The 13,487-nt window shown below is 45.1% G+C and carries 8 protein-coding genes; 1 reads left to right on the top strand and 7 read right to left on the bottom strand.

Annotated elements, in window-relative coordinates:
• Positions 1–22 precede the first annotated feature (22 nt).
• Positions 23–2,920 (bottom strand): extracellular solute-binding protein, encoded by a 2,898-nt coding sequence (locus tag ACFSVM_RS08490; protein ID WP_379261425.1) that lies wholly within the window; start codon positions 2,918–2,920, stop codon positions 23–25.
• A gap of 31 nt (positions 2,921–2,951) precedes the next feature.
• The gene (locus tag ACFSVM_RS08485) at positions 2,952–4,328 is read right to left on the bottom strand and encodes an extracellular solute-binding protein (protein WP_076310818.1); all 1,377 of its coding nucleotides are present in this window, start codon (positions 4,326–4,328) and stop codon (positions 2,952–2,954) included.
• A gap of 272 nt (positions 4,329–4,600) precedes the next feature.
• Here ACFSVM_RS08485 and ACFSVM_RS08480 point away from each other — a divergent pair, with 272 nt between their 5' ends.
• Positions 4,601–5,365: a helix-turn-helix transcriptional regulator gene (locus ACFSVM_RS08480; protein WP_379261422.1), complete on the top strand. Its 765-nt coding sequence runs from the start codon at positions 4,601–4,603 to the stop codon at positions 5,363–5,365.
• 111 nt (positions 5,366–5,476) lie between these two features.
• Here the strand turns inward: ACFSVM_RS08480 and ACFSVM_RS08475 are convergent, their stop codons facing one another.
• The 5 genes from ACFSVM_RS08475 to ACFSVM_RS08455 form a co-directional block, all read right to left on the bottom strand.
• The gene (locus tag ACFSVM_RS08475; RefSeq protein ID WP_379261420.1) at positions 5,477–7,102 is read right to left on the bottom strand and encodes a response regulator; all 1,626 of its coding nucleotides are present in this window, start codon (positions 7,100–7,102) and stop codon (positions 5,477–5,479) included.
• Positions 7,087–8,853 (bottom strand): sensor histidine kinase, encoded by a 1,767-nt coding sequence (locus tag ACFSVM_RS08470; RefSeq protein ID WP_379261418.1) that lies wholly within the window; start codon positions 8,851–8,853, stop codon positions 7,087–7,089. Before ACFSVM_RS08470 ends, ACFSVM_RS08475 begins: the two co-directional genes overlap by 16 nt.
• A 55-nt stretch (positions 8,854–8,908) precedes the next feature.
• Positions 8,909–10,588 carry an extracellular solute-binding protein gene (locus ACFSVM_RS08465; RefSeq protein ID WP_379261416.1) on the bottom strand — a complete coding sequence of 560 codons (1,680 nt, stop codon included), beginning with the start codon at positions 10,586–10,588 and terminating at the stop codon, positions 8,909–8,911.
• A 130-nt stretch (positions 10,589–10,718) separates the two neighbouring features.
• The gene (locus tag ACFSVM_RS08460; RefSeq protein WP_379261414.1) at positions 10,719–12,257 is read right to left on the bottom strand and encodes a glycoside hydrolase family 43 protein; all 1,539 of its coding nucleotides are present in this window, start codon (positions 12,255–12,257) and stop codon (positions 10,719–10,721) included.
• Between the two features lie 148 nt (positions 12,258–12,405).
• Positions 12,406–13,431, bottom strand: coding sequence for an endo-1,4-beta-xylanase (locus ACFSVM_RS08455; RefSeq protein WP_379261412.1), 1,026 nt, complete (start codon positions 13,429–13,431; stop codon positions 12,406–12,408).
• Between the last annotated feature and the right edge of the window lie 56 nt (positions 13,432–13,487).

The raw sequence follows: 13,487 nt of genomic DNA, 5'->3' as shown, positions 1-13,487 counted from the left end.
CAACCGTTACCCTCCCTTCCTTCTATTTCAGATTAAATTCCTTGCGTTTAAGCTCAATCTCTTCATCGATATACAGTACATAGTCCGACAAAGCCTCACGTGGATTTTCACTGGCGTTGACGACCTTGCGGAAGGCATTGTCAAGATGCCGGCCTGTAAAATAACCTCCAGGAAGCTGTGGGATACCTTTCACCCATTCCCACTGCTTTTCCAGGTTTTGATAATCTTTCACTGGCCAAGGCAACTGCTCCAAGGCTTTGATGTTAGCCGTTGGATAACGGGCAGCAGCCCCCATAAGGCCTTCCATTTCTCTTCCGTATTCGATCTGCGTCTCTTCATCGGTCCACCACTTCATAAATTTCCACGCAGCCTCCTTGTTGGCGGCATTTTCAAGCATCATCACTGCACTGGTACTACTCGCTACCTCATGTCTGATCGAACCATCCGGGAGTTGTGTACCCGGAACAATCGTAAAGTCCCAAAGGTTACGTATTTCCGGAGCCATGACGGTAAGCATGTTATATGTGGTGTAATCAGCAATTCCTATCGGCATCTCCCCGGTACGAAAACGGTTGGGGAAATCAGCCTTAAGCGGAAACTTATAATTGGTATAGAACTGTGTCCAGCGTTTAAAAGCATCCATCGAGATTTCCGAATCCAGCGCACTTTTTTTCTCGTCTTCGGTATAAAAGGTGCCGTCATTTTGGTATAAGAGCATGGCAAAGGTTGCATTCGGTACCAAATTGGCATTGTTCAGGGTATCATCAATGGGCAGATAGAACTCCATGTTATGCTTTTGCAGTACTGAGATGGTGTTATATACCTCCTCCCACGTCTGCGGCGGTTCCAGGCCAAGCTCGTTTAGAATATCTTTGCGGTAGAAGAGCATAGGAAATTGCTGCTGCTCCGGGAGTGCATACACTCCATCGTTGTAGCGGTAAGGTGTTAAGCCGCTTTCGCGAAACCTGCCCGAAATCTCTTCGAAATCCGGAAACCCACTTAGATCAGCTGCTGCATTTCTCATTGCATAATTTACCGGGATGTCTTCCCCCATTTGCATGGCTACGTCTGGTCCCTCCCCGGCGAGTGTTGCAGGCAGTAAAATGTTAGGCGGAACCAGACGCAATTGCACTGAAATATCGGTATCGGGGGTAAAGGAATCGTCAATCATTCCTTTCAGCACTTGTGCTTGATCTCGTCCGGTCGTAATCCACACGGTGATGGAATCTTTCTTACGCTCCACATTGCCAATGCTGTCGTAATCTTCGGTATAAGAAGCGATATATGCGCCCAGCTCGTGCTTGACCTGTTGAATGGCGGTTGCTTCCGCCTCCGGTAATTCCTCATCAGGCGGTGATACGACAAGGTAATCGATTGCAATCGGTTGTTCACGGACCATCAAAATCCAGGTGCCGAGACCACCTACATTGATTTTGAACGTATCCAGCCTTTTAGGTACCGTCTCTGGTCTAGCTGCCATATCCTCAAGCTGGACCACCATGGCATTTAGTACTGCGACCTTATCACTCTGCTCTCCCGTACTCTTTTCCAAATAGTCTGCAACCGAGCGAAGGGTATCTGCCTGCCGCTCAAAGACCTCGGTCATCTCTGGAATTCGCTGCTCCAACTGATAATCCCGGAGTGGATCCGGCTGATTAGAGGTGATCATCAATATTTTGCGATACATCTCGTTCAGTTCCAGCACACTGGATTCCACGGTTCTAAGCAGCGGAGCAATGTCCCCTAGCGTGACCGTTAACCGTATTCGATGTTTGCCCTTTTCAAGATGGAACTGATAAGGCTCATCCTCTTCGACACCCAGCGCGTGAGTTTGCCAAGTTGGGCTATAGTTAAACCTGATGCGCTTCATTTCCTTAAAGGGAACTTTGCCGTTAATTGTTAGACTGCGGGTGGCGTAGATCCCTCGTAATTGATCCTGCTTCACTTTGAACGCCATTTGATACAGCCCGTCTTCAGGTACATCAATTTCCCACTCGATCCATTCACCAGGCAGCTTCCAGTTCATACCACCAATGGCGTTCATACGAATTTTAGATGCGTGGTATGGCTCAAGCGAAGGACTAGATCGATCCGAGATGGGCGCAAGCGTCGGCGACGACTTACTTACCGCATCTTCCCCTTGTATCTTAAGAAGGGAGGCGCTCGATTTTTTTAGGCCGAGCGAATCATAGGTCTTCTCCAGCTCTTCATAGGACGGGACATCCCCTTCCTGGTACAATTCAATATAATCAATGGCCATGTTTTCTCTTAACGAAGTAAGTGATAACTGCTGGCTGCCCTTCTCAAAATAAAATTGATATGGCTCCTCGAAGTAGCCTGCACTATCCTTGAAGGAAGCAAGCTGCCATTCAGGCTGTTCCACTTGTCTCGGTTTGAGATCGTTTCCGCGATCATCCTGGCGTATGTTTTCTTCCCGATTTCCCCATACTCTGTCAAACAGGAGAGCGTCAGCTCCCCTGAAAGGAATTTCTCCGTTTATCTCAAGCCTGCGTTCGATCCCCGAGCTCTTACCTTCAACAGGATAATAATGAATGCGGATGTGATACAGACCACTTACCTGAACTGGAACATCCCAGCGAAGGGTTCCTCTTTCTGGCGTAATTACGGCGCTGCCCTCCAAGCCGGCATAACCTTGTACGACCTCGAACTCCCCGCCATCACTCTGAGCATACGATTCGCCTTCAATGCGAACCATTTCATCAGGTCGGGCCGTGTTGGCATGGGTAGTCAGATAATGCTCATAGCTGTGTTCATCCTCGCTGCCCGATACCGCTTCAAAATCCTCAAGCGCATGTAGCGTTCCCGGCCTGCGATCCTGCGATGGATATAGGGTCCATATGGAGAGCGCCAGGGCCAGGACAAGTACCACGATGAGTCCCTTATTCTTACGTGACCGCATGTTCCAATGTATCCCCTTTCCTTACTGCGTGTTATTTGTATACCTCATCAATTGCGGCCTGGAAAGGTGCCTTGTATTTCTCAATCAGGGTTGATACGGACACACCCTCTTTGAGCTCTGCATCAAAATCCCAATATGGTAAGGATGGGAAGGTGTTGTGGTCAAGAACCAACATGCCCTCTGCCACCATTCTCGCATTATTGATATCGGCTTCATCGATCAGATAGGTCTCCAGTGTGGATTGTTCAGGGTATTCATAAATGGAATCAATTTCATTAATTTTCTCCCAGATGTACATCAACTGTTCCGGATTCTCCACAGATTTCGGAATGGTCAGAGCTTGATAACGTGATTCACCTGAATGATAGGCCGAAGCGCTAGGTCCTTTTGGAAACGGCAGAAAGCCGATGTCATAATCTTGCATATCTGTCATAATACCTTCAACCTCATACATGGCACCTGCATACATGAGCGTATTACCTTGGCGGAAGAATGTGGCGGGCTCTGTCCAGTCACCGCCTTCAGAAGCTCTGCCGACCTTCTCTGTTGCCAATTTGGAGAGGAAATTCAATGCCTCTTTCGTCTTAGGATCTTCCAGGTTCTGTTTATCCTCTTTTGTCAGAGAAGCTTCATTGGAATACAGGATCGGTTCGAGCAGGCCCGTTTGTGCCAATCCCCAGGTATCGAGCTTGCCATCGTTATTTCGATCTTGATTTGCTTGCTTGGCTACGTCGATAAACGTATCCCAGTTCCATTCATCTGTATCCACATATTCTTGCAAAGGCTTTAAGCCGAGCTCCTGCATTAATGTACGGTTATAGAATATCCCATTGATGAAGGAGGACTTATCCTCGGTAAATCCATACCCCTTGCCTTCATATTGCATGTACTCCTTAGTGGTTTTCTGATTAAATACCTTGTCATTTTTGATATACTCATCCACCGGCCACAGCAGATCCTGCTTGGTCAAAGCCGGTATAGCGTAGTCTTTGCCCAGTCTTACAATATCGCCGAGCGGTTCCCCTGCCATCAGTGAAGCGACCACTTTCTCTTGATACTCCCCGAAATCAATCGAAATATATTCAATTTCGAAGTTATGCTTCTTCTTTAATGCTTCCAAATTCTCAATCCGTTGAATGTTATCTGGGTTGTTATCTGGGATTTGCATATCCCACCAGGCAACGACTTTAATTGTCCTTCCCCCCAAGTCAAAATCCATCTCTGGTGTCGACGTTTCGTTCTTTGATTCCTCTTCGGTAGGTGTTTGTTCTGCAGGTGGAGATTGTTCTTCTTGAGTCGTCTTCGTCTCCGGTTCTGGCTGCGCGCTGGGAGCAGGGCTGCATGCTGTAATCAGCAGCATAACCGCAAATACCAAAATCATTAACTTAAGCAAGTTTTTTCTTCTCATCGTCTTCCCCCTGTTATCATTTGCTCTCAAGTTTATCTCTTAAATGAAAGCGCAAACAACCTGACGAAATACAGATGTTTATCCTGGCAGATTATAGATAGGTGTCCTAAACCCGGAACAGCGGGAGGAATGAATTTCCAATTGGTAAAGAAATGCTTATTCAACAAAAATAAGCATATTGTATGCGCTTTCTTTAATTAACATAATAGTTTTAAGCTATATTTCAGTTGATCCATGGATACCTAATTCAAGAGAAAGTGAGGTATTGCTTCGTGCATCAAATTCTACTTGTGGATTACAGCCGTTATTTGTACAAAGAGCTGGAACAACTTCTACACCACAGCCAATTCCACTATACAATCAGAGATTGTGTATTCTCCTCTTCTGCTGCCCTAGCTGCAATAACGAAGAAAAATTATTCTGTCATTGTCGTGCATACAGAGCGTTGTGACACCGCTGGTTTATGGTTATGCCATAACATACGCAAGATCAGTCAAATTCCGATCCTCCTGATCGGTGGAAGGGATCACTTTAGACTTGTACGTAAAGCATTAACTTACCAGGTGAATGATTATCTCCCTTTTCCCGTCAGTCTCACTTCTCTGCTTCACAGTTTGCATGGGCTTAAAACCAAGCTGGATACAGAGTATGCAATAAATACATCACCTCTTCTTCACCCTATGGATATGAGAGGCAAGCGAATGGATTCTTGTCATGTGATACATGTCGTCAAGAGCTATGTGAGGGAACATTTATGTGATGACATCACGTTGAAGAAAATCTCCGACATGCTGCATTTCAACTGTGCATACCTTGGACAAAAGTTCAAGCTGGAGGAAAAGATGTCTTTCAATGATTACATGCTGCAGCAGCGAATGGAGAAGGCAAAGCTCCTCTTGTCATCTACCCGTCTGCGAAATTATGAAATTGCCTTAGAGGTAGGTTACAAAGATCTCGATTGGTTTTATAAAAAGTTTAAAGCGTATACCGGATCAAGTCCCAATGCCTATAGAAGACAAACGATCCACACCGCCTAGAATCAATTCTCCTTTCCTATAGGACTCCCGCGTCATCAAAAAAAACCACAGGGTTGCCCCCGTGGTTTTATTAATTAATGTATGCTGCTCTCGGTATTCAACTAACCTTATCTAGCGTATTAACAGTGATTCACGATACTCCTGAGGGGTCATGCCCGTTAGTTTCTTGAAGAGGCGTGTAAAAGAATGAGCTGCCTCATAACCCACTCTTATCGCAATTTCACGTATCATAAGATCCGTATTCTGAAGCAGTTCCTTCGCTCTTCTAATTCGGCAGTCGTCAATAAACTCAGACAAGTTTGTCCCCTTCTCTTGCTTAAACAACCGTGACAAGTAGGATGGGTTAAAATGATGAAGCTCAGCCAGTCTCACAAGCGAGAGGTCTTTTTCAAGATTCTCCTCAATGTAACTGCACAAGGAACGGATCGCAACATTTGAACCTTCCTGTTCATTCGATCTCTTGAAGTGAACCAATTCTTCAGCTGCATGATACAAGTATTGCAATGCATCTTTCCTACTGGTAAACTCTCCTAAATGAAGTAAGCTTCGTTGATCTTCAATATTCTGTTGAATTCCCCACCGATGGATCGTCGAGTGTAATAGCAGCGCTAGATTATAGTAAGTTTCCATGGCTCGCTCCATCGTAATATCGTGCTGCAGCAATTCTCCTGCAAGCTCCTCAAACATGTCATAGAATGGCTGGATACGTCCCGTTTCCAAATATCCAGACATAAGCTCAATCTTGCTTGATATCCGCAGAGGTTCTTTTGTGAATCCAGTTGAAGGAGCTGTGTGATTGTCTGTTAGCACCATGGATATGTTATCGCCTGTATTCATCCATTGAAGCAATCTTAAGCGTTCATACTGTCTAGTGATCTCAGAAAAACGGCAACTTCGCCCGCTTAATGTAAATGCGATGGATACGCCAAGTGAAGCCATGCATGCATTCTGCACCAGCTCCAGTGTACCCTCAAGGAATTTTACTAAGGCATTGTCCGCCGTCCCGTCTTCACGTTTCGTCTGAAGCAGCCAGATCATATCACCATAATGGTCTGTAACACTAGCGTTCACCGCATGCTCTTGCATGAACGAGGATCCAATGATCCGCACTGATTCTTGAACTCGTTCCAGATCAGAACTCGTTTCAAGCGGGGCGTTTAATCGACCCAAGACCATATAAATTGGTCTGGCAGCCTGCAAATCAAGGTTTCGCTTGTTCAATTCATCTTGCAAATCGTTTGAAGTACATGTAACAGCGGTGCTATCCTGAAGAAGCCTGCGTACAAATTCCTCCTGCCGGATCACTGCAAGTTGAGAGGTAACTTCGCGTGTTTGTTTAACCAAGTCTAGCATACTGTAACTCCGACGAATCTCTTCCAACACTTCTTCAACAACAGACATCACCTTGTTATATCCTTCCGTTTTGAGCAAGTAACGTACATTGGGTAGCTGCAGGGCTCGATAGGCATAATCAAAATCACTATGTCCTGTCAGAAAAATGACCCGGCATGTCGGCCAATAGTTCTGAATTTGTTCTGTAAGCTCAAGACCACTCATACCCGGCATTCGGATGTCCGTCAAAATGATATCGATTCGAGTACGCTGCATCCAATTCAAAGCCTCCACTGCAGAATAGGCCTTGCATACGTCAAGCTGGTCTGGCATAAGCCTGGCAAAGGTTTCATAAAGACTATCGGTGATAATTTCCTCGTCATCCACAATTAAAAGTCGATACATCCGTTAACCCCTTCCTTCGCTCGGATTCGAATTGTGACTTTCAATCCCTGCTGCTCACCTTTTGCTAGGAATAGGCCGCATCCTTTTCCATATGTGAGTACTAATCGTCTATGGATATTCATTAATCCGGTCATTTCCTCTGAGCCATCGTCTTGTTCTAATCGCTCTTGGAGACTATGAATATGGCCATCATCCATTTCACTCCCGTTGTCTTCCACCGTAATCTCGGCATATTCATCTTTGAGGTTAAAGTGAACGATAAGAAGACCCATGGTCGTTTTCTTTTCAAGACTGTGCTCATAGGCGTTTTCAATAATGGGCTGTATGATAAGCCTCGGCACCTGCATATGTTCCATCTCAAGCGGTAAGGGTCCAAAATCAACCTCAATCCGCCTGGAAAATCTCAACTGCTGGATTTCGGTATATATTCTTGAATGCTCAACTTCTTCTTTCAACCTAACATGGTCTGTTCCGTTCCGGGTAATGAATCTGAAATATTCCCCAAGCATGTTAGTAAACTCTTCAATACGCTCTGTTTCCCCTGTTCTTGCGAGCGAATTAAGGATAAAGAAGCTATTGTATAAAAAATGAGGATTGATTTGCGATTGAAGCTGTTTTAACTCCGCACGCTGCATCATCATTGTTTTTTTAAAATCCCGGTCAATTAACAATTGGAGATTTTCTATCATCTGATTGAATCGGGAGTAGAGGAAGCCGAACTCGTCTTTACGATGGTGTACGATAGGAATATCAAGCACACCTGCCTCCATTTTTTTAAATCTTTTGACCAAAAGAAGCAAAGGGATGTGTATTAGCTTGTAGCTTGAATAGAGAAAGGCTGTGATCGCAACGATTGACGTTATTGCAAACAACCAGGCCCAATGATAGAACTTGCTTAGGGGTCTGGTTACAATTTCTTCCGGTATATACGAAGCCACGGACAGGCCGAGAGACTCCAAATGGAACTGAGTAACTTTATACCTATTTCCATCCACTTTCATCCAATCATCGTCAGCTGAGGCCTTGGCACGATGCTCTCGGTAATTTGAAAGAATCACATCGCTGTTTGGCTGCTTATCTGTAATGGCATGTCCCGTTATGTCCTCAACTAGAAATGTAACGCTCTCTGGGTACAAATTAAGCCTAGATAGTTCGTTCTGAAACTGCTCTGTATCCAGCTCCACTTGTATCACAAACAGCGCTGGTTCACTTTTCATACCTGATAACCGAACGGCACTTAAATTCATCGTGTTATCTTTTATGGTAAATCGTGTACCTTTTCCCTGCTTGCCTGAACTGAAGTATTTATACGAACTCTCATTGAATTCATCGACTCCCATAGTGGATGAGATGCTCTTACCGACTGCAGGGATATGAATATTAACATTTTTGATGTAAGCACTGCTGTTCTTAAAAGCCGCCAGTCGTTCCGTTAAGTAATTCAACGTGTCACGTCGTTCCACCTGATCCATTATATCCCATAGAATCGCGAGCGTATTAAGTTTACGATCTTCAGCAATATTAAATTGCTGGAGCTCGATCCATTCCATTTCCCTCTTCAACTCGACGACATACTGGTTTAATCCTCTTTCTGCGGATAAGGATATTTCCTGGCTAGCATTATCATAGCTCCAGTTATACAGGTACACGCCTAGAAGAATAAGTGGGAGTACGAAAGCCAGGTAAGTGATGACTAATCGTGTGAATATACTGCTAAACCTTGATTCAGCAGGTATTTTCAATGCATTCACATCCAATGCAAAATTGTAGGAATATTTCTTCGTAAGAATATGATATCAATTATGCTTAATGCTCCTGAGTCACATGGGTTCTGAACCATGAGTTAACTTCCGCCGAGATCTGATCTCCCCCCAATTGGAGCCAGTTCTCTACAAACCGATCAAACTCTTCTATAGGCCTTCCGAGAATGATGTTCATATAGGCCTCAAGCTGAAGGTCACGGAGTATGATCTGCCGATCAACCATCGTATCTGTCACTCCGCCTGTGAACTGATCATACAGCAGTTGATCGTTCTTCTCGTACGAATCTGCTATGCTAAAAGCACCGGAAGGCCCGTAAGTTTGTTTCCATCCCCAGCCGCTATCTACACCCTTCGAATCGTAGGCAGCGATTCGCTTGTGAATTACAAGAGCTTCATCCTTTAGGCCTGTGAAATCTCCTGTAATTCTGGCATCACGAATTTGCTTGTATGCATCGATATTTTTGTTTCCGGGGAATGGAGTTACAGGAGATAACTTCCATACCGCTCGGGAATCATCGTTGTAGTAGGTCTCATACTCTGCATGTTCGCCCCAATTCGTGTCGAGATGAAGATTCATCATCTTCACTACCGCTTCTGGATTAGAGAATCCTTTTCTTACGGCAAAGTATTGCCCTGTATTAGATCGAAGCGGAACGAAGAGGCTTCTTCCGGATTCCGCTACTATGGGATAAGCCTGCCATTCAGCACTTGTATCTGTACTCCGGCTGCTCTGAAGCATAAAAGAAGTCCATTGTTCCCCATAGAGCATGCCGATTTTGCCATCCTCAATCAGACGCAGCTCCTTGCTTCCATTTTTGTATCCGAAATCCGGATCCAGTTGACCTTCAAGATACATAGTCTGCAATGCTAATAGAGCTTCGCGAACTTCCGGTTGTATCCCGCCATAAACAAGATTGCCTTGTGAATCTTTAATCCATATATTTGGATAAGCCCCGTATCCGGCTATGAAGCCCTCAGCCCCCATGACGGGATCCCATAAATGATTCGTCAGCGCCAATCCATAAGTATCCTGCTCACCATTTTCGTCGGGATCAAGTTCTGTAAACGCTTTCGATATTTGGAGTACGTCTTCCATGGTTTCAGGTGGCTGCAAGCCTAAACGATTTAGCCAGTCCGTTCTAATCCACAAGTATTGCGCAGTTTCAATGGATGAAGATGATTCTGGAATCGCCATAAGTTTACCGTCAATGGTGGCAGCGTTTAATGCTCCACTTCCTTCGGCTTCCAATATATCTTTTGTAAGCGGAGAAGCATACCTCTGATACACTTCAGTCAAGTCTTCAATCAAATCGGCGTTGCTTAATTGCCTAAGCTGATAAGGATTGACTTTGACTACGTCCGGGAAACGCCCAGAGGCGAGGGAGACCCCCAGCTTCTGATTGTATACATCTCCGCTTGCAATCCAGTCATAGCGAATCTGAATCCCTAATTCTTCCTTGTACAAACGAGTCCAGCGATTATCCAGCAATGTCTCACCAGGCAGCTCACTAATCATTTGTTGAAGTTCATCTTCCATTTCTCTAACAAATGAAACCTCGATGGGAGGAGCGTACTTTTCTAATCCATCAGATTCTAGAATTTCCGGTACATCTGACTGTGATCTGTGTTGTTCTATACTCCTCCCGTTGTGATTTGCTGGAATGCACAGAACCAAAAAGAGAATGAAGATTCTTCCAGCTATATCCTTCCATCTCCTATTCAAGACGACATTCCCCCCAAATTCTGTCGGAATGACCATTTCACTATGCTGCATCATCTACATTGTACAACAACTTACACCTATTGAGTACGACCCAAATCATCATTCAGGATAGAATCCTGCTCTCATGAACTTATGGCATGATTACGCTGTATTCAAAATTTGAAAAGTCTGCTCTGCCTCCAATTACCTCTGTTGAATAGATAAACAAACCAATCCGGCAACCCATAAAATGATCCAGCTTGTAAATCATTTTGTGGGTGATGCCTAAGCTTCTCCACTCCGTCCCATCCAAATAGGCAAAAGAGCATTCGTCTTGATTATCTACAAAATGACCGTAGGCTTTTAATGCAACCACTGGATCAGCTACTGGAATACGCGCATACTCCGTGGCAGGATTCTGATCAATCAAATTGCCGAATATACTTGAGTCCTCACTGCTTCTAGCATGCATGACCAAGTAAAATTGGTCTTCCTTCTTCGTAAGGGCGATCATACCGTATGTACCGATCAGGAAGCATATCCCAGCGTAATCCCCGTTATTCAGACCGCTCCCATCAAGCGTGACGGCTGCTTCACAAGCAGGCCCCATTGAACGCTGGGTCAGCGTATTTACGGCAAATGTCAGATTCGGACTGATCTGGCCAGTCCAGACCCGATAAACTCCCGGTGTGTCCGTTACAGACCAGAGGTTCTCATTAGGCGTATGATTCCATTGCCAAAAATCACGAAGTCGTATTCTCTCATCCTCACCAGTAACATAATGGAATGAATCGCTTCCTATCAGAGGCTTGTAACAATGCTCTGGTCTGGTGCTCTGGATATCTATTAGCTTCGGTGCTTCGTTCTCAAACTCTGGAACACCGTTATTAAAACGAAGTGGGACCAATACAGGGATGCGGCCAACAGCTCCATGATCCTGAAACAGCATCGAATACCAGTCACCATCTGGTGAATCTACGATCCCTCCTTGTGCTATACCGGAATTGAAGTACCCCATATCATCATTGAATACGTCTCCACCAGAAAAGCTTCCTTCCAGAGAGTCTGCCATATAATAGGCCTGTGTCCTCCGTCCCGTCGCCTTCGTTATGTGAATTAAAAACACGTAATATTTCCCATTGATCTTATAAAAATGAGCCCCTTCATAACCGAGGTGATAAGGCTGCTTTTCTTTTACAATGAGGCGCTGTATCCCGTCTGGCTTAGGTCCTCTCAGATCAGCATTTAATTCGGTCAGATAGATCTCGGCATTGCCGTGCACAAGATAAATCCGGTCATCTTCGTCAAAAAACAAGGAGCAGTCATGATAAAAACCATCCACATATTGCTTCTTCCATGGGCCCAATATGGATGTAGAGGTGTACAAATATGTCTTTCGCGTATCATTAGCGACAAAGATGACGTAGAACTTTCCTTGATGATACCTGAGGGATGCGGCCCACATGCCTTTGCCATAAATATGTTGACCGTTCTGGAGCTGCTGTGCGGGAGTGCTGTCCAGTTCGTCATATACATAGGTTGCTATCTCCCAATGGATCAGGTCATACGATCGAAGGATGACACAGCCCGGCATCATATGCATGGTTGTACTTACCATGTAATACGTATCTTCTACGCGAATTACGTCAGGATCAGGGTAGTCAGCCCATATAATTGGATTCGAATACATACTTTCATAACACCTCATTTTATTCTAATTTAGAAATCCACTTGACGTTGACCAACTACAAGTGCTGCAATAAACAATAACCTTCTCTGCACGTATCGCCAAGGCAGAGAAGGTTATACTTTTCAATGATGCGTTACTTATTTCTTCATCAGTTCGTGGGCGCAGCTATTCCCGCAACACGCTGATAGGCTTCTTTGGGGCGCTGCTTCTCATCAAACAAGAACGGCCAGTTTTTCCGTCCCGGGACAGGGAAATCATCCAGCCAGGTATAATTATCAGCTGCCCCCCAAAATGTGACGGCACTGATGTGTTCGCGATATTCATGAAGCAGACGGAAAATGGATTCGTATCTCTCTGCCTGCAGCTCTAACATGTCCTTCGTTGGATGAACCAGATCCGTACGTCTGTCTTCGAAGCGAAATACAGACACATCGAGTTCAGTAAGCTGAAGCTGCAGCCCGAGCTGTGCATACCGTTCAATTGCGGAACGGATATCGTCCAGAGACGGGGCGTACAAATTCCAATGTGCCTGCAAACCGATCCCATGAATCGGCACCCCTTGATCCAGCAGCGAACGAACGAGTCGATAGATGCGTTCCCGCTTATGCGGATTGGACTCGTTATAGTCGTTGTAGAATAACAGGGCTTTTGGATCTGCTTCATGAGCGAATTCGAACGCTTTGGCAATGAAGCTCTCTCCAGCGATATCGAGCCATCTGGAAGACCGCAGATATGCGCTCTCATCCTTCTCATCATCAGATATCACTTCGTTAACGACATCCCAACCGTAAATGACGTCCTTATACCTGCCAACTACAGTCTGAATGTGAGAGCGAAGTCTTTCCATCAACACATCACTCTCTACCAGACCACCTGATTCATTCTCGAACAGCCAATTTGGTGTCTGGTTATGCCAGACTAATGTATGGCCGCGGAGCGCCATGTTCTGTTCTCTCGCGAATGCCGCTATGATGTCTGCATTCTCGAACGTGTACAGATCCTCCTGAGGATGCACACTAGAGAATTTCATTTCATTCTCTGCCGTTAAGCTGTTAAAGTGGTATTTCAGTAATGAACGCTGGCTCTCGATTGTTCTCGGATTCACTGCAGCTCCAATGTGGAAAGCATCCTTGTACAGTGTCTTTAATGGTACCTCTTCTCGATAAGTGTCCATGATTCCCCTCCGTATATTGCTGAATGAATTCACCATCCCAGCTTACCTGTACTAAC

The organism is Paenibacillus shunpengii (assembly GCF_042684905.1).
Classification (GTDB): Bacteria; Bacillota; Bacilli; order Paenibacillales; family Paenibacillaceae; genus Paenibacillus; species Paenibacillus shunpengii.
This window is presented reverse-complemented; position numbering and strand designations above follow the sequence as displayed.

Excerpts from the sequence above, each read along its gene's own strand:
- ACFSVM_RS08475 (WP_379261420.1), bottom strand. The coding sequence starts at position 7,102 with ATGTATCGACTTTTAATTGTGGATGACGAGGAAATTATCACCGATAGT.
- ACFSVM_RS08490 (WP_379261425.1), bottom strand. The coding sequence starts at position 2,920 with ATGCGGTCACGTAAGAATAAGGGACTCATCGTGGTACTTGTCCTGGCC.
- ACFSVM_RS08460 (WP_379261414.1), bottom strand. The coding sequence starts at position 12,257 with ATGTATTCGAATCCAATTATATGGGCTGACTACCCTGATCCTGACGTA.
- ACFSVM_RS08485 (WP_076310818.1), bottom strand. The coding sequence starts at position 4,328 with ATGAGAAGAAAAAACTTGCTTAAGTTAATGATTTTGGTATTTGCGGTT.
- ACFSVM_RS08455 (WP_379261412.1), bottom strand. The coding sequence starts at position 13,431 with ATGGACACTTATCGAGAAGAGGTACCATTAAAGACACTGTACAAGGAT.